Genomic DNA, 17,978 nt, shown 5'->3' on the forward strand with positions numbered 1-17,978 from the left:
CGTCGCACCGGCCACCACGGCGCTCGGCTGCTGCGTCCACACCAGCTGCGTCGCCGCCCCGGCGCTCACCGTGAAGCTGCTGGACACCGGCAGGGTCGTCACGCCGCTCACGGTCGTCGTCGGCGTGAAGGTGTACGTCCCTACCTTGTCGACGCTGAGCCCGGCGAACGTCGCCACCCCGCTCGTCACCGTCGCCGCCCCGCCGCCCGTCAGCGTCGCCCCACCGGGCACCGTGAGCGCCAACGTCACCGTCCCGCTGGCCGTCGTGACCACGTTGCCGCTCGCGTCCTCGACGGTCACCGTGACCGCCGGGCTCATCGTCGCGCCGGCCACCACCGTGCTGGGCGGCTGCTGCGTCCAGACCAGCTGGCTCGCCGCTCCGGCGCTCACCGCGAAACTGCCGGACGCCGGCAGCGTGGTCACGCCGCTCACCGTGGTGGTCGGCGTGAACGTGTAGGTGCCGACCTTGTTCACGCTCAGCCCGCTGAACGTCGCCACCCCGCTCGTCACCGTCGCCGCCCCGCCGCCCGTCAGCGTCGCGCCGCCCGGCACCGTCAGCGCCAGCGTGACCGTCCCGCTCGCGGTCGTCACGGCGTTGCCCTGCGCATCCTCCACCGTCACGGTCACCGCCGGGCTCATCGTCGCCCCCGCGGCCACGGCAGTGGGCTGCTGGGTCCACGCCAGCTGGGTCGCCGTCCCGGCCGTGACGTTGAACGTGCTGCTCGTGCCGGACGTGAGGCCCGTCGACGATGCCGCCAGCGTGTAGCCCGTCCCCGACTTGTTGATGCTCAGGTTCGAGAACGTCGCCACGCCGGCCACCGCGGCCACCGGCGTCGTCCCGCTCAGCGTCCCGCCGCCCGGATTCGTCCCGATCGCCATCGCGATGCTGTTGGTCGCGTTCGTGACGGTGTTGCCCTGCGCGTCCTGCACCGTGACCTGGACGGCCGGGGTGATCGACGCCGCCGCCGTCACGTTCGAGGGCTGCACGCTGAACGCCAGCTTCGCCGCCGCCGCGAAGCTGATGTTGAAGCTGGCGCTGGCCGCCCCCGTCAGGCCGGACGTGCTGGCGAACAGCGCGTAGCCCGTGCCCACCTTGTCGATGCTCAGGTTCGAGAAGGTCGCGACGCCGCTCGCCGCCGAGACCGTCGTGGTGCCGGACAGCACTCCGTTGCCCGGGGGATTGACCAGGAGCTGGATGAAGATGCTGTTGGTCGCCGTGGTCACCAGGTTGTTGAACGTGTCGCGCACCGCGACCTGAATCGCGGGCGCGATCGCGGCCGCGGAGACCGCGTTCGACGGCTGGACGCTGAAGGCCAGCGCGGCGGCCGCCGTCGGATTCACGGTCACGACCGGCTGCTGCGCGATCGTCACTCCGCCGGCGGTGGCGGTGATGGTATGGGTCCCGGCCGCGGTGCTGCTGAACCGGCCGGTGGCCACGCCGTTGACGTCCGTCGGGCTGGACGGCTGCACCAGGTTCGCGGTTCCGGTCGCCGAGAGCACCACCGTCACGTTCGGGATCGGATTGCCCAGCGCGTCCTTGACGGTCACCGTCACCGTGTCGGTGACGTTGCCGCCGGACGCCGTCACGGTGGCGGCCGACAGCGCCACCGTGCTCTGCGACGCGCTGACCACGCCGCCGGTGCTGATCGTGAACGCGCCGCTGGTCGCGAGCGTCAGCGTCCCGCTCTTCGCGGTCAGGGTGTAGCCCGCTCCCGCCTTGTCGATGCTCAGGTTCGAGTACGTCGCCACGCCGCTCACCGCCGCCACGGCGAGCGTGCCCGACAGGGTCCCGCCGCCCGGGTTGGTGCCGATCGCCAGCGTGTCGGTCCCCGTGAAGCTCGTCGCCGTGTTCCCCAGCGCGTCCTGCGCCGTCACCACCACGCCGAAGGCCGTGCCCGCCGTGGTGCTCGGCGGCTGGGTCGTGAACGCCAGCTTGGTCGCCGTCCCCGGCGTCACGTTGAACGCGCTGCTCGTCGCCCCGGTCAGCCCGGTCGCCGCAGCCGTCAGCGTGTAGCCCGTGCCTGTCTTGTTGATGTTCAGGGTCGAGAACGAGGCCACCCCGGCCACCGCCGCCACGGTCACGGTGCCCGACAGCGTGCCGCCGCCCGGATTCGTCCCGATCGCCACCGTGATGCTGTTGGTCGCGCCGGTGACCGTGTTGCCGGACGCGTCCTGCACGGTCACGACCACCGCCGGCGCGATCGCCGCACCCGCGACGACGTTCGACGGCTGGGTGGTGAACGCCAACTTGGTCGCCCCGCCCACGGTGACGTTGAACGCGGCGCTGGTCGCCCCGGTGAGGCCCGTCGCCGCCGCGGTCAGGGTGTAGCCCGTCCCCACCCGGTCGATGCTCAGGTTCGAGAAGGTCGCGACGCCCGCCACGGCCGCCACCGTCGCCGTACCCGACAGCGTGCCCCCGCCCGGGTTCGTGCCGATCGCCACGGTGATGCTGTTGGTGGCCGTCGGCACCGTGTTCCCCTGTGCATCCTCGACCGCCACCACGACGGCAGGCGTGATCACCCCGCCCGCCCCGAGGTTCGACGGCTGCGTGGTGAACGCGAGCTGGGTCGCGGTGCCCGCGCTCACCGTGAAGCTCCCCGAGACCGGCAGCGTGGTGACGCCGCCCACGGTCGTGGTCGGCGTGAACGTGTAGGTGCCGACCTTGTTGACGCTCAGCCCGGCGAAGGTCGCCACGCCGCTCGTCACCGCCGTGGCGCCGCCGCCCGTCAGGGTCGCGCCGGCCGGCGAGCCCGTGAGACCCAGCGTGACGGTCCCGCTGGCCTGGGTCGCCACGTTGCCCTGGCCGTCCTCGACCGTCACGGTCACCGCCGGGCTCATCGTCGCCGCCGCCACCACGTTGCTCGGCTGCTGCGACCACACCAGCTGGGTCGGAGCGCCCGGCGTCACGTTGAATGCCGCGCTCGTCCCGCTGGCCGGGCCGGTCGCCGTCGCGACCAGCGTGTAGCCCGTCCCCACCTTGTTGATGGTGAGGCCGCTGTACGTGGCCACCCCGGCCACCGCCGCCACGCTGGTCGTCCCGCTCAGCGTCCCGCCGCCCGGGTTGGTCCCGATCGCGAGGCTCACGTTGCCGGAGAAGCCGGTCGCGGTGTTGCCCGACGAGTCCCGGACCGTCACGACCGCCCCGAAGCTCGCGGCCGCCGTCATCGTGGCGGGCGGCTGGGTGGTGAAGGCGAGCAGCAGCCCGGTGCCGAGCGCGACGGAGAAGCTCCCGGAGGCCGGGAAGGTCGTCACGCCGCTCACCGTCGTGGACGGCGTCAGGGTGTAGGTGCCGACCTTGTCCACCTTGAGGCCGCTGAAGGTCGCCACGCCGTTCGTGACCGTCGCCGCCCCGCCCCCCGTCAGCGTTGCGCCGTTCGGCACCGTCAGGGCGAGACTCACCGTCCCGGACGCCGTGGTCACGAGGTTGCTGAACGCGTCGAGCACCTCGACCTGCACCGCCGGCGCCATGACCGCGCCGGCCGACACGTTGCTCGGCTGCACGAGGAACGCGAGCGACGCCGGAGCCGCCGGGGTCACCGTCACCGTCGGCTGCTGCGTCGCGAGCACGCCGCCGGCGTTGGCCGACACGGTGTGGGACCCGACCGCCGTGCTGCTGAACGAGCCGGTGGCCACCCCGCTGGCGTTGGTGTTGCCGACCGGCTGCACGATGTTGTTGCCGTTCCCGGTCGCGGCCAGCGTGACCATCACGCCGGCGACCGGGTTCCCCGCGGCGTCCTTCGCCGTCACCGTGATCGTGGACGTGACGCTCCCCGAGGACGCCGCGATGGAGGCCGGCGCCGCGACCACCGTGGTCTGGCTCGCGCTGACCGTGGTGCCCGGCGTCACCTGGATCGTCGGCAGCGTGCTGGTGACGGCCACGCCGCCGATGGTCGCGTGGATCGTGTCCGCCGTGCCGGCCGCCACGCCGGTGAAGGTCGCCGTGTAGGTGCCGTTCGCGTGGTCCGTCGTGGCGGAGATGGTCCCGGTGCTGGTGCCCCCGCTGGCCGTGAACGCGACCGTCAGGCCGCCGGCGGTGAGGTTGTTCCCCGCCGCGTCCTTCGCCTGCAGCGTCAGGGTGGCCGCGACGCCCGACGCCACGATCCCGCTGGAGGTCGTCACCGCCGACTGGCTGGTCGACACCGGCCCCGGCGTCACCGTCACCGTCGCCGTCGAGGCGACCGCGACCCCGCCGATGGTCGCGTGAATCGTCGTCGCCGTCCCCGACGCCACGCCCGTGAACGTCGCGGTGTAGGTGCCGTTGCCGACGTCCGTCGTCGCGCCGACGACGCCGGTGCTGGTGCCGCCCGAAGCGGTGAACGCCACCGTCGAGCCGCCCGCGGTCAGGTTGTTGCCCGCCGCGTCCTTGGCCTGGAGCGTCAGCGTCACCGCCGCGCCCGAGGCCACCGTGCCGCTCGACGCCGTCACCACGGAGGTCCCGACGCTCGCCGGGCCGGGCACCGTGGCGAACGGGCTGCTGGTCGTGGTGAGCGCGCCCGCGTTGAAGCGCAGCGTGTACCCCGTCCCCGCCTTGTCCGTCACCAGATTCGCGAAGGTCGCGACGCCCGCGACCGCCGCGACCGAGGTCGTGCCGGAGAGCGTTCCGCCCAGCGGGCCCGAGGCGAGGGCGGCCGAGATCGTGCCGGTGTAGCTCGCCAGCAGGTTGCCGAGCGCGTCCTGCGCGGCCACGCGCACGGCCGGGGCGACCGGGCTGCCCGAGGTGTCCGCGGCGGGCTGGGTCAGGATCGCGAGCTGCGAGGGCGGGATGGCGACCGCGAAGTCGGTTTCCGACTCCGCGTTCCCGCCGAACGACGCCCACGAGCCGGCGTGGCCTCCCTGGTCCACGGCCCGCGCCTGCCAGTGGTACGCGGTGTTGTCGGAGAGGTTGGCGACCGTCGCCGTCGCGACCTTCCCGTTGCCGACCGGCGTGCTGGAGCCCGTGGCGACGTTGGTGAACGCCGTGCCGACCGGCTCGACCTCCACGTCCAGCCGCAGCTGCGAGGTGGTGTCCGGATCGGTGAGCAGCCCCTGGAACTTCACCGTGGACTCGTTGGTCGTGCCGCCGACGGCGATGGCCGTCGTGCCGTTGCTCTTGAACTGCCCGAGGCTGGCCGGCGCGTGCGGCGGCTGGGGCACGACGATCTGGAATCCGCTGGTGCCGCCGGCGAAGGCCACCCAGGCGCTCGTCCGGCCCGTGGCGTCGACCGCGCGCGCCTGCCAGTGGTAGGTCGCGAAGTTCGCGAGACCGGTGACGGTCGCCAGCGCCCGGCTGCCCGACGCGACCCAGCCGCTGGTGTCGGTGGCGGCGCCGGTGAACGCCGTGCCGAGCGGCCGCACCTCGATCTGCACCCGCACGGAATCGCTGTCCGGATCCGCGACGCGGGCCCCGAGGCCGATCGTGTCCTGGGTGACCGTGCCGCCCGCGGGCACGATCGTCAGCCCGTCGCTCGAGATCTGGGTGAGGGTGTCGGGCGCCACCGGCGGCCGCGGTGCCGTCAGGCTCAACGTGAACGGCCCCGTCGTGACCACGCCCGAAGCGCTGGTCGCCTCCACCTCGTACGTGCCGGCGTGCGGGAGCCGCACGTAGGTCAGGCACGCGCCGCTCTGTCCGGCGCGACAGCTGGCGCCCTCGGCGAGCGACGGCACGCCGGCCAGGGCCGCGGCGCTGTCCAGCACCAGGTAGCTGGCGAACGCCGGGGACATGAGCCGCAGCGAGACGGTGTCGTTGGCGTTGCCGGTGAGGCTGTACAGCTTGGCGAGCCGCCCCGCGCGGTGCGGCGCGGCGCAATCGCCCGCGATCAGGGAGTCGCTGATCGTCGTCCCCGTGACGAGGCTCGTGACCACGCACCCCATCACGCGGAACTCGACCGGCACCGACACGGGCGAAACCGCGAGGCTCGCCACCGAGAACACCAGCGTGTCGCGGTAGACGCCGCCGCCCAGCGCCGAGGGGTCCAGCGCGACCGAGACCGTGTCCGGCGTGGTCCCGGTCGTGGTCGCCGGCCGCAGCCACGCGCTGCCCAGCACCGATTTCACCGACCAGGTGACGCCGTCGGTGCCGACCTGGAGCGCGAGCTTCGTGACCCGGGGCGAGAGGCTGCCGGCCCGCGCCGAGTCCAGCAGGGTGGCCGGGGCCAGCTGCAGCGTGTGGATCCGGCCCGGGTTGACGAGGTCCTGCAGCCGGCACGTCGCCACGAGGCTCGTGCCGGCGATGGACAGCACCGAGGCCGCCAACCGTATGGAACCGGGCAGCTTAGACAGCGGGGCGACGGGCAGAAGTCGGCGCACGGGACACCAAGCTTAACTATGGTAACGACCCCGGCGCTACGCGCGGTGACGGGCGTCGCAAAGCGCCGGGCGGCGCGCCGGCCGGAGGCACCACCGGCTCACGCCCCGATCCCCCGGTTCCGGGCGACCCGCGACGGGCCGCCCGGCCCCCCTTCCCTCCGCTCAGCGGCCGCCGGCGGGCAGGTGCGCCAGCAGGTACCGGGTGAGAAGCTGGTAGACGTGCTCGGTCGTGCCCGCGCCCTCGCAGATGCAGTGCGAGCGATTCGGATAGACCATGAAGTCGAACGACTTGCCGAGCGCGACCAGGCGGTTCACCAGGCGCTCGTCGCCCTGGTAGTGCACGTTGTCGTCGCCGGAGCCGTGGACGATGAGCAGGCTCCCCCTCAGGCCATCCGCGTAGTGGATGGCGGAGGCGCGGTCGTAGGCGGCCGAGTCGTCGGGCAGGAGCCCCATGTACCGCTCCTGGTAGATGGTGTCGTACAGCCGCTCGTCCGCGACCGACGCCACGGCCATCCCGACCTGGTACACGTCGGGGTAGCGGAACATGGCCTGCAGCGTGCTCGACCCGCCGCCGCTCCAGCCCCAGATCGCGACGCGGGTGGAGTCCACGTAGTGGCGCGAGCGGGCGAGCGCGCGGACGGCGTGCGCCTGCTGCCGGCTCGACCGCGACCCGATCTCACCGAAGACCACCTTGCGCCAGGCGCGGCCCTTGGGGGCCGGCGTGCCCTGGTTGTCGAAGCTCACCACCAGGTAGCCGAGGTCGGCCAGCGCGTGGTACCACAGCGAGCCCGACCCGCCCCACGCGTCGCGCACCGTCTGCCCCGCCGGCTCGCCGTAGACGTACACGAGCACCGGGTAGGTCCGGGTCGAGTCGAAGTCCCGTGGCCGAACGAGGTACCCGTCCACCGTGACTCCGCTGTCGGCCGTCACCGTGAAGAACTCGGTGGGCCGGGCGAGGAACGGCTGCGCGGCCGCCCGCAGGGCGTGGTTGTCCACCAGGGTCCGCACGCTCTGGTGGGCCGGCAGGCGCACCAGGTCCAGCGTCGGCGGCGCGTCCGCGCTCGAGGCCGTGTGCATCGCCCACCGGGCGTCCGGCGAGATGTCGTAACCGTGCGTGCCCGCCAGCCCCGCCGGCGTGATCCGGGTGGCGGTGCCGCGACCGTCGAGCCGCGAGCGGTACAGGTAGCGCTGGGTGGCGTTGGTCGGCGACGCGATGAAGTAGAGGGAGCCGCCCGCCGAGTCCACGGCCACCAGCTGCACGGCGTCGAACGCGCCCGGGGTCACCAGCTGCACGTCGCGTCCGTCGCGCGACACCGAGTAGACGTGGCGCCAGCCGTCGCGCTCGCTGGTCCACAGGAAGCGGCGCCCGCCGTCCACCCACGGCACGCCGGTCTCGAGGTCCACCCACGCGCTGTCCCGCTCCGAGAGCACCGTGCGCACGGCGCCGCTCGCCGCGTCGGCCATCAGCACTTCGTCCACGTTCTGGCGGCGGTTCATGTGCTGGAGCAGCAGCTCGCCCGGCCCGGCCCATTCCATCCACGGCAGGTAGGTGTTGCGCGAGTCGCCGGGCACCCGGATCCAGGTCGTGGGCCCGCCGGCGGCCGCCACGACGCCCACGCGCACCGCCGAGTTCGGCGTGCCCACCTTCGGATACTGGACCGGGATGGTGAACGGGTACAGCGAGTCGGTGTCGTTGATCAGCAGGAAGGTCCCGACGCCGGACATGTCGAACTGCCAGTAAGCGATCCTGGTCCCGTCGGGCGACCAGCGGAACCCGTCGCGCAGCCCGAATTCCTCCTCGTACACCCAGTCGGTCATGCCGTTGACGAGCGTCGCGGTGGCGCCGCTGGTCAGCCTGGTGACCGCGCCGTCGGCCAGCCGCTCGACGTAGAGGTCGCCCTGGCGCACGTACGCCACCCGGTCCCCCGAGGGGGAGAACTTGGCGTACATCATCGTCGAGGGTGGCCCGTCGCCGCCGAGCTTGCGCAGCGCGCCGGTCTTGAGGTCCAGGACCCAGTAGTCGCCCCGCGTGTTCTCCCGCCACACGCGGCGCGTGTTGGTGAACAGCAGCAGCAGGCGGCGGTCCGCCGACCAGCCGTAGTCGTCGAAGTCGAGCGGGACGGTGTCGCCGGCGGGCACGAGCCGCTGCGCCGCCACCAGCACGCTGCGCGCGCCGGTCGCCGTGGCATAGCGGACGATGTCCCGGCCCTTGCCCTGCGCGGCGCGCTCCACGGTCGTGTACGCCGCACCGTCCTCGATCCACCGGGCGGGGCCGAAGCGCTCCGGGGCGAAGTCGCGCGTGCCGAAGATGCGGTGCACGGTGGCGTGCACGGTGTCGGGGACCTGACCGGGAAGCTGCTGGGCGCCGGCGAGCAGCAGGGCGAACACGAGCGACACGGGTGGCTCCGGGTGAGTGGGCGATTCCGGCCGACGATGAACGCGACCTAAGCTGCGGCCGCGGCGGTGCGATGGCAACTCAGCGACGCGGGCTCTGGCCGGCGGCGCTCGAGGCGGCCGGCGCGGGCCAGGCGGCGCCGTACGGTCGGAAGCCCGAGCGGCGTACCGCGACCCAGCCCATCGCCAGGCCGGCGCAGGCGAGCAGCGCGTTGGTCACGTCGAAGAAGCGGTCCGCGATCAGGATGTGACCCAGCTCCACGGCGGCCGCGAGCCACAGCGCGGGCCACAGGTGCGCCCAGCGGCCGGTGAGCCGCAGCGGCCACACGGCCAGCAGCGCGCCGAACGGCAGGTACAGCAGGAACTGCTGGGCGACGTGCAGGGCGCTGAAGGCGTCCTGCTCGCCGGCCAGGGCCTGGAGCGGCACGAGGTGCTCGGTGGTGAACTGCGCCGCCATCAGGCTCGCGTCCGTCTGCGGCACCAGCGGGCGCCACCCCCACAGCGCGAGCAGCGCGGCGGCCGCCACGATCGCCGCCCGGGCGCGCGCCGGCCCGCGCAGCCGGCGGCTCAGCGTCCCCAGCCACCGGCCGGCGGCCCACGCGCCCCCGGCCAGGGCCGCGGCGTGGAGCAACGCCGCACCCCAGCGGATCGGCACGCGGATCGCCCCGTGCCCCAGCTCGGCGGCGACCGCGAGCGCGGCGCCGGCCACGGCGACCGGCAGCCAGATCCGGCCGGCCTCCTTCCCCCGCTCGGCGAGCGCCATCACGGCGAGGAAGCCCGCGGGCGCGAACAGCAGCACGTCGAACGCCTGCTCGGGGCCCGGCCAGAAGCTCGACGTGCCGAGCGCGATCCGGAGGGAGCCCAGCGGCCCAGCCTCGATGCCGGCCACCGGCTGCGACTGGAACAGGGGCACCGCGGCCTCGACGAGCACGGCCAGGCCGTAGCCCGCGGCCACGAGCGACGCCGGCAGGCCGAGGTACGAGCGCGCACCCCGCGAGCGCTGGATCTCGTAGATGAGCAGCGCGGTGACGGCGGCGCCCGCGAAGGCGCCGAACGTGTTGGTGGCGAGGTCCACGATGCTGGCGATGCGGACCGGCGAGAAGACCTGCAGCCCCTCGACGGTGGCGCTGAGGGCAAGCCCGATCCAGGTCGCGCGCCGGACCTCCTCGCCCGCGCGGCCGGTGAGCGACGTCACCACCCACACCGCCCCGAGGCCCGCGAACAGTGCGACGTTCCGCAGCCCGTCGACGGCGTCGCGCCAGCCCAGGGACGGCGTGAAGGCGCGTGCCAGCCGACCCGCGGCCGCGGCCAGGTCGCCGGAGAAGTGGAGGTCGGTGAGCGTGGCCAGCAGGATGACCGCCGCGTAGGCGGCGCGGGCGGCGAGGAAGCGGTGGCGGGGGGTTATGCCGACAGCCAAGCCTCGGCCTCGCGCCGGTCGGTGAACAGCCGGACGTTGAGCCCGCGGTTCACCGCCACGTTCTCCGCGAACTGCATGCCCTTCGCTTCGTGGTCCGGGTTGAGGTCCAGATAGGCGATCTTGGCGATCGAGGTCGCCGCCTTCCTGCCGCCCCCCGCCGCGATGGCGAAGATGTCCATGGTCCCGAGGCTCGGGCCCGCGAGGTTCTCCTCGATGAGGACCCGGGGACACCCGGACGACACGCACGCTGCCTGGACGTCGGCGAGGTACTCCCGGACATCCTGCGGCGTGTTGTCACCGGCCACCGCCGCATAGAGGTAGACGCCTCGGTGCTCGACACGGAGTACATGGGCCATGGCTGGACCCTCGCGTGCTGGTCGCGTGGCTCGCCGCAGCTCGACGGCTGCGAGGGGCCCGCGTGGCGCCGGGTAATGATATGCAGTCCGGCCGCCCCGGCCGCCAGCGCGGGCGGGTTCAAGCCAACCACCGGCTGCTAACTGATGGTCGCCTCGAAGGCGAACGGCTCGAGCTTCCTGGCAAGGGTGTTGTGACTGTAGGCGCCTACTCTGGTGGCGTATTCTCGGCCCGACCGACTAAATGCGTGGATGACACCCTTGCCGCTGCGTTCTTGGTTCATCAGGGTCATGAACGCCAACTCTGTGTAGAGGATACCATGCCGCAACGCCTTCCACACGGTGGCCTTTGCTTCAGCGGGCTTCCACACCTCACCGACATAAGTGGCAGCATCCACAGACGCCATGAAGCGGCGCATGGGGCCAGGCAGGTGGCTAACGCGCCCCAACTCTGGCTCTAGGACGTCAACGTCTCCGAAGATCCGGAAGACACAGTTCATCGCGAACGACCAGTCGAAGATCAGGTCCGTCACCGACCGGCGGCTGTCTACCCACCGGGGCCTATCCGGTATCGGCGCCTCGTGCGCCAGCTTGGCCGACGCCATGGCGCTGATGACCGATCGCCGGTCGGCATCAGCCTCCATCGCCTGCCTCTCAAGGACGTCTTCCTCCGTGGGAAGATTCCATCCCACCTCGGGCAGGGCGCCGGCGTGCCTGTCTGCTAGCAAGTCGACATGCCCAAGCGTGATGTGCGCGATTTCGTGACCGATCAGGAATAGGAACGCGCGGTGCAGCAGCTGAGTTGCGTAGGCCCACCGATCTTGGGACTTGGGTCGGACCGGACGGATGCCAGCCCTGTACATCTCTTCGGCTCGGACGGAGTAGCTGAATGGCGCCGGCCTGCTGCCCTCCTCCGCGGCCGATGGCACAAACGGGAACAGGCGTGCATCAGACAGCATCTTGAAGAAGACCAACTCGAGCATGTACCGTGTGCCGGTATACAACGCGACGAAGTACCTTCCCTCCTTCTTGAACGCCTGCGCATTGATGCTCTCATTGAAGACAAAATCGAAGTGGATGTGTGGAAGGCCAGGGCAATGTCGCCTCGCGCTGGCTATGAGTGCATCGGCCCATTCGATGATCCGCCCGTAGCCCTGGGCCCACACTTCCGGCGACACAATGTCTCTTGGAAGGCGCCCGCCGAGTGGCTTCACGTGCTGGGCGAACAGCTCGACGTCTTGCGCGTCTCGCTTCGTGCTGTCAACGGGCGGCCTGCCCTTGCTGGTCCGCGTTTCTAGGCCGATCATGTGGCGCACCTTCATGATGCGAGAGCCCGCCGCGAGGCGACGCAGAAAGCCGAACACAGCCGGACCTCCACCCTGGGGTGGTCGACCAGTCAATGAGCTTGCGAGCGATACGACACTTCGGTTATTGGCTCCGTTACTGGGCCCTTAGTCCGGTACTTGCCCTCTCAGAAGGACTTGAGTTCGCGGCGTGCCGCCCTAGGAAGCTACACGGATTGTCGGTGAGGATTCACAATACCAGTAAGGCAACGCCCCTTTGGGGGAAGGTCGAGGCGGCGCTTGTGCTCATGGATCGTCTCGACCCTCGGAGGTATCGACGTCTGCTGCGAGACGTGCGTCGGCTCGTCGTTGTGCCTTGGAGAAACAGCGTGTACTCCGACTTGACAAAGACCTGCTACCTCGCCGAGGCCATTGCAGTCGAATACGAAGCACCGGTGATCGCGCTGGACCTGGTTCACGAGGCAACGCACGCACGGCTTGCGCATGCACGGGTCTCCACTTGGCCCGACTCGAGGCATCATGAGGAGGCGGTGTGTTGTCGCGAGCAGATCGCCTTTGCGCAGGTGTTGCAGCGGGCTGGGGCCACTGGTGTCGAGGCTTGGCTCGACCATCTTCGCGCGAAGATCAGCGCGTACACTCTTGATAGGGAGAACGCTCCGGATGGCTTGGACGCGATCTAAGATTAGGACCGCGGACTCAGGTGACCTTAGAGGCCGGCCACTCGTGCTCAATCCAGTTCGTTGCCATCGGCGGGTCCGTTTCGGGGTGCCCCACACGATGGGGATTTCACCGGGTACGCGGGCGACGCCCATCGCCACTCGGCTCCCATTACATCTCCTAGAGTGCCTAGACCTGATGCAACACAATGACTTAGGGGCGCAGCGCGCACCTAGACATGCGCCGATCTAGGCACGCAGACCTGTTCCGACCCCCTCAGGCCGGGCACTATGTAATTCGCTAAGTAAAAAGCCCGCCAAGTCGCACTTGGCGGGCCGAAGAGCGTTGATGCCAGAGGAGGGATTCGAACCCCCGACACGCGGATTATGATTCCGCTGCTCTAACCACCTGAGCTACTCTGGCCTGCTCACGACGAGAGGCGGCTCCGACCTCGGGGCCGCCTCTCGAGTAGCGGGGGCGGGATTTGAACCCGCGACCTTCGGGTTATGAGCCCGACGAGCTACCAGGCTGCTCCACCCCGCGTCGCTGACGCCAAACCTAGTCCCCGCGCCGGGACCGGTCAAGACACCCCGCGTGCGGCGGCCGGCCGCCCGCCGGCGGCCGCGGATCAGCGCCCCGCGCTGTCGGGCGGCACCACCTCGTAAAGCATCTCCCCGGGCCGGATCATCCCGAAGCTCTCGCGCGCCACGCGCTCCTGGGTGGCCGAATCGGTCTTCAGCGCGCCCGCCGCCTGGGTGAGCGAATCCACGTCGTGGCGCAGCCGCACGATGGCCCGCTGCTCCCGGCCCACCTGCCGCCGCATCCGCCACAGGTCCAGCGACGAGTACTCCCCGCCCAGGACGGCGAAGGCCACCATGCCCGCCACGACGCCCCCCACCAGCATCCGCCGGTTCACGGACGGTACAACGACTTCCCCGGGTAGTACGCCACGTCGTCCAGCTCCTCGGCGATCCTCAGCAGCTGGTTGTACTTCGCCACCCGGTCGGTCCGGCTGGCGCTCCCGGTCTTGATCTGCGCGGCACCGGTCGCCACCGCCAGGTCCGCGATGAACGTGTCCTCGGTCTCGCCCGAGCGGTGCGAGATCACGGTCGCGTAGCCGTTCCGCTTGGCGAGGTCGATGCAGTCCAGCGTCTCGGTCAAGGTGCCGATCTGGTTCAGCTTGATGAGGATCGCGTTGCCCACGCCCTCCTCGATGCCCTTCGCCAGCCGGTCCAGGTTGGTGACGAAGATGTCGTCGCCTACGATCTGGATCCGGTCCCCGAGCGCCTCGGTGAGCTTCGCCCACCCCTCCCAGTCGTCCTCCGCCAGGCCGTCCTCGATGGAGACGATCGGGTACTTGTCCACCCACGACGCGTACAGGTCGATCATCTCGGCCGCGGTGCGCGCCGGCCCGCCGCTCTTCTTGAAGACGTACCGGCCGTCGTCGTAGAACTCGGAGGCGGCCGGATCCAGGGCGAAGACCACGTCCTCGCCCGGCGTGTAGCCCGCCTCCTTCACGGCGACCAGCAACGCCTCGAGCGCGGCCTCGTTGGAGGCGAGGGTCGGCGCGAAGCCGCCCTCGTCGCCGACGGCTGTCGAGAGCCCCTGCTTCGACAGCACCTTCTTGAGGGAGTGGAACACCTCGACGCCGATGCGCAGGGCCTCGGGGAAGCGCTCCGCACCCACGGGCACGATCATGAACTCCTGCACGTCCACGTTGTTCGAGGCGTGGGCGCCGCCGTTCAGGACGTTCATCATCGGCACGGGCAGCACGTGCGCCATCACGCCGCCGAGGTAGCGGTACAGGGGCTGGCCGAGGTCGCGCGCGGCCGCGCGTGCCACGGCGAGCGACACCGCCAGCATGGCGTTGGCGCCGAGGTGGGACTTGTTGGCCGTGCCGTCGAGGTCGAGCAGCTGGTCGTCGACGCCGACCTGGTCGTCGGCGTCGGCGCCCTCCAGGCGCGGGCCGATGACCTCGTTGACGTTGCGCACGGCGTCCCGCACGCCCTTGCCGCCGTAGCGCCCCTCCTCGCCGTCGCGCAGCTCCAGCGCCTCGTGCTCGCCGGTGGACGCGCCGCTGGGAACCGCGGCCGTGGCGGACGTGCCCGACGCCAGGACGACTTCCGCCTCGACCGTCGGATTGCCGCGGCTGTCCAGGATCTCTCTCGCGTGTACGTCGATGATCGTGCTCATGGTTCGCCAACCTATGCGGGGGCGCGCGGAGCGTCAACGCTCCCGGCCCGGAGTCGGGCGACCGCCTCGCGGGTGCGGTCGCGCAACGCGCCGCGGTCGTCGATGGTGAGTCCGGCCGACGCGATCGACGCGCCGACCAGGACCTCGACCGGGTGCGGCCGCACCCGGATGGAGCCCTTGGGCAGGATGCCGAACGTGCCGGCGACGTAGACCGGGACGACCGGCGCGCCGCTCTCGATCGCCAGCACGAAGGGGCCGCTCTTGAACGGCTGCAGCTCGCCGGTCCGCGAGCGGGTGCCCTCCGCGAACACCAGCACGCTGAGCCGCTGCTCGTGGATGTAGCGGGCCGCCTGCTCGTACGCGCCGATGGCCTGCTTGAGGTTGGTGCGGTCGAGGCGGATGTGGCCGAGGGCGTGGAGCGTCGAGCCGAAGAACGGAATCGCGAACAGCTCCTTCTTGGCGACGAACCGGATCTCGACCGGCAGGACGTAGAACAGGGCGAGGATGTCGAACCACGACTGGTGGTTGGCGACCACGATCTGCGCCTCGCGCTGCGACAGGTGCTCGGTGCCGCTCACCGTCACGGACACGCCGGCCGCGCGCAGGAGCATTCCGGCCCAGTCGTGCCCGGAGCGCTGGTACACGCCCCCGCGCGCGTGCGGCCGCCGCAGCCACGACGCCAGGATCACCTTGGAGCCGTACCACAGGGTGCCGACCAGCAGGGCGACCAGGTAGCGGACGGCGCGCACGCTACGCCGTCCCGAAGTGGTCGAAGCCGCCCGGCAGCGAGACCGCGGCGCCGCGCTCCGTGGCCCGGAGCCCGGGCTCCGCGTCGATCACCCCGATGACGGTGACCGGGACCGGACACTCCGCCACCACCGTCGCCGCCGCGTCCGGCGGCACCGCGGCCAGGAGCTCGTACTCCTCGCCGCTGCGGGCCGCGAGCCGCCACGGCGGCTCGCCCGCGCGGGCGGCGACCTTGGCGGCGGCGGGGAGCACCGGCAGGCGGTCCACCGCCAGCGTCGCGCCGACGCCGGAGGCGGCCAGCAGGTGCCCGAGGTCGCCCGCGAGCCCGTCCGAGACGTCGATCATCGCGTGGGCCCGGTGCGCGGCGAGGAACCGCGCCGCGCCGTGGCGCGCCGCGGGACGCGCGAACCGCTCGCGCGCCGCCGGCGGCGGCGGGCGGCCCGCGCGCCACTCGAGCAGCGCCGCCAGCGGCCCGCCGAGCGCGCCGGTCACGACCACCACGTCGCCGGGTCGGGCGCCGCGGCGGAACACCGGCGCCGCGGCCCGGCCGACGACGCAGCAGTCGATCACGATCCCGGGGGCGCGCGAGGTGTCCCCGCCGACGATCGTGGCCCCCGCGTCCGCGGCGGCGTCGGCGACGCCGTCGCCGATGGCGGCCAGGGTCGCCTCGGGCTCGCCCGCCGGCAGGCCGACCGCCAGCAGCAACGCCAGCGGCTCGGCGGCCACCGCGGCGAGGTCCGAGAGCGCCGCCGCCGCGGCGCGGTAGCCGATCTCCGCCGGCGCGAGCCACTCGCGCCGGAAGTGCACGCCCTCGACCGACAGGTCCACCGACAGCGCGAGGCGCTCGCCGCCGGCCTCGAGGAACGCGCAGTCGTCACCGAGTCCCCGCGCGCGCTGGCCCCAGGCGGCCGCGAGGGCGCGGATCCGGTCGAACTCGACGCCCGGGCCGAGCGGCGTCTCGAGCGGGCCGGTCACGGCGCCATGGTCTCCGAGCGGCTGCGGGCCGTCGTGCGGGCGGCGCGAAGAACGCTCATGGAGCGAGGGCGGGCCCTCACGGCGCCAGCACCCGCCGCTCGAGGCGCACCACGCCGATCGGGGTCGCGGCCCACGCGTACCGTGAGCCCGCCGCCACGTCGCTCACCGGCTGGGGTACGTCGCCCGGCGCGGTGAGCGTGCGCCACACCGCGCGCGCCGGCTGCAGGAACCCCAGGCCCAGCGTGCCCGCGACCCAGAAGCCCTCGGCGTCCGCGGCCACCGCCGTGAACTGCCCGATCGACGAGCCGGAGCCGGCGCTCTCGTGCCAGGTGCCCGCGGCCAGCCACGCGAGCCGCGAGTCGCTCGCGGCGAGCAGCGTGTCGCCCTTGAGCGCGAGCGCGACGATCGGCACGGCCAGGTCCGGATGATCCGGCGCCACGCGGAGCGGCGCGTCGGCCTCCGGGGGCAGCAGGAACGGCCCGGCGCTCGTGCCGAGCCACAGGGTGTCGCCGCGCGATGCGAGCGAGAGCACGGCGGCGTCGAGCAGCATGGTCGCCGACGCCCGCAGCGCTCCGCCGCCGTCGGGCACCAGCGCGAGCCCGTGCGCCGTGCCGATCCACACGCCGGCCGGGGCGGGCGCGAGCGCGCGCACGTCGAGCGAGGGCAGTCCATTGTGCGTGTCGAACTGGCGCACGGTGCCGGACTCGCGGTCCAGCCGCAGCGCGCCCTGATCAGTCGCCGCCCACACGGCGCCGGGCGTCACCAGCAGCCGGCGGACGACGGTTCCGGGCAGGCCCGTCACCACGCTCCCCTCGAAGGCGTCGAACCGCGCCAGGTCCGGCGTGAAGCAGGTGACGCCGCGCCGCACGGAGCGGAAGCGCGCATCCACGCCGGCGCAGACCTCGTCGCCCGCCACCGTCACGGCGCCGGTCGGCGCCGCCAGCAGGCCCGAGGGGAGGCGCTGCAGGTCGTAGCTGGTGACGTCCACCTTGAAGAGGCCGTTGCCGTCGGTCGCGACGAACAGGTCGGAGGAGGCCGGCGTCATCGCCGCCCCGGTGATCCGCCAGGTGCGCAGGTGTTCGTCGCGCTGGATCCGCAGCCGCACCAGGTCGAATCCCGGCGCCTTCACCAGCAGGTCCTGGGGGCCCAGCGAAGCGATGCGGCGGCCCGGCGGCGGGAGATCGTGCGCGGGCTCGGCGCCGATGCCGAATCGGGACACGAAATACCATCCGGACGGCGTGTGGAAGAACGCGCCGCGCGACGGGTCGGTCGCGTCGAGCACGACCTGGTCCACGGCGCCCGGCAGCGCGCCGGCCTCGAAGCGCCGGTTGAACGGCTCGTAGCTGGCCCAGCCCCCGAGCCCGCCGAGCCACGCGGTGTCGTCCGACGGATCCGCCACCATCGCCGTGACCTGGCCGCCGGGGTAGCCGTCGATGGTCCCCACCACCTCGCGGAGTGCCAGGGTGCCCCGGTCGTACACGGCGAGCGCGTCGCGCGTCGCCGCGTAGACCACGAGCTGGGTGGCGGCGACGGCGGTGACGCCGGCGAGGTCCGTGACCAGGGCACGCTCCTCCGGCCGCCAGAAGCGCGAGGTCGCCGGCTGCGCGCGCGCGGCGCCGGGGGCGACGGCGGCCACGAGGCAGAGCAGCGGAA

Annotated in this window: 11 protein-coding genes and 2 tRNA genes; 1 reads left to right on the forward strand and 12 read right to left on the reverse strand. The window is 72.3% G+C overall.

Annotated features, from left to right (window positions below):
- From VMF70_12060 to VMF70_12080, 5 genes are all read right to left on the reverse strand, one after another.
- Positions 1 to 6,219 (reverse strand): invasin domain 3-containing protein (locus VMF70_12060; GenBank protein ID HTT68754.1); only part of this gene is annotated, 6,219 nt, incomplete at its 3' end.
- Between the two features lie 228 nt (positions 6,220 to 6,447).
- Positions 6,448 to 8,682, reverse strand: coding sequence for a S9 family peptidase (locus tag VMF70_12065; protein HTT68755.1), 2,235 nt, complete (start codon positions 8,680 to 8,682; stop codon positions 6,448 to 6,450).
- Positions 8,683 to 8,761: 79 nt separating this feature from the next.
- The gene (locus VMF70_12070; GenBank protein ID HTT68756.1) at positions 8,762 to 10,096 is read right to left on the reverse strand and encodes a VanZ family protein; all 1,335 of its coding nucleotides are present in this window, start codon (positions 10,094 to 10,096) and stop codon (positions 8,762 to 8,764) included.
- The gene (locus tag VMF70_12075; GenBank protein HTT68757.1) at positions 10,081 to 10,452 is read right to left on the reverse strand and encodes a hypothetical protein; all 372 of its coding nucleotides are present in this window, start codon (positions 10,450 to 10,452) and stop codon (positions 10,081 to 10,083) included. Before VMF70_12075 ends, VMF70_12070 begins: the two co-directional genes overlap by 16 nt.
- 137 nt (positions 10,453 to 10,589) lie before the next feature.
- Positions 10,590 to 11,813: a hypothetical protein gene (locus VMF70_12080; GenBank protein ID HTT68758.1), complete on the reverse strand. Its 1,224-nt coding sequence runs from the start codon at positions 11,811 to 11,813 to the stop codon at positions 10,590 to 10,592.
- Between the two features lie 308 nt (positions 11,814 to 12,121).
- On the opposite strand from VMF70_12080, the gene VMF70_12085 reads away from it, so the two are divergent.
- On the forward strand, positions 12,122 to 12,433 hold the full coding sequence (locus VMF70_12085) for a hypothetical protein (GenBank protein ID HTT68759.1): 312 nt from the start codon (positions 12,122 to 12,124) through the stop codon (positions 12,431 to 12,433).
- A gap of 326 nt (positions 12,434 to 12,759) precedes the next feature.
- Here the strand turns inward: VMF70_12085 and VMF70_12090 are convergent.
- The 7 genes from VMF70_12090 to VMF70_12120 form a co-directional block, all read right to left on the reverse strand.
- A tRNA-Met gene (locus tag VMF70_12090) sits at positions 12,760 to 12,833 on the reverse strand.
- Positions 12,834 to 12,879: 46 nt separating this feature from the next.
- A tRNA-Met gene (locus VMF70_12095) sits at positions 12,880 to 12,953 on the reverse strand.
- An 85-nt stretch (positions 12,954 to 13,038) separates the two neighbouring features.
- Positions 13,039 to 13,326, reverse strand: a complete 288-nt coding sequence (locus VMF70_12100) for a septum formation initiator family protein (protein HTT68760.1) — start codon at positions 13,324 to 13,326, stop codon at positions 13,039 to 13,041.
- Positions 13,323 to 14,603 (reverse strand): phosphopyruvate hydratase, encoded by a 1,281-nt coding sequence (gene eno, locus VMF70_12105; protein ID HTT68761.1) that lies wholly within the window; start codon positions 14,601 to 14,603, stop codon positions 13,323 to 13,325. Before eno ends, VMF70_12100 begins: the two co-directional genes overlap by 4 nt.
- Positions 14,604 to 14,614: 11 nt before the next feature.
- Positions 14,615 to 15,352 carry a lysophospholipid acyltransferase family protein gene (locus tag VMF70_12110; protein ID HTT68762.1) on the reverse strand — a complete coding sequence of 246 codons (738 nt, stop codon included), beginning with the start codon at positions 15,350 to 15,352 and terminating at the stop codon, positions 14,615 to 14,617.
- Between the two features lies 1 nt (position 15,353).
- On the reverse strand, positions 15,354 to 16,325 hold the full coding sequence (gene thiL, locus VMF70_12115; protein HTT68763.1) for a thiamine-phosphate kinase: 972 nt from the start codon (positions 16,323 to 16,325) through the stop codon (positions 15,354 to 15,356).
- A gap of 76 nt (positions 16,326 to 16,401) precedes the next feature.
- A complete protein-coding gene (locus VMF70_12120; GenBank protein ID HTT68764.1) occupies positions 16,402 to 17,961 on the reverse strand; it encodes a hypothetical protein in 1,560 nt (519 codons plus the stop codon).
- Positions 17,962 to 17,978 lie beyond the last annotated feature (17 nt).

The organism is Gemmatimonadales bacterium, from assembly GCA_035502185.1.
Taxonomy (GTDB): Bacteria; Gemmatimonadota; Gemmatimonadetes; order Gemmatimonadales; family JACORV01; genus Fen-1245.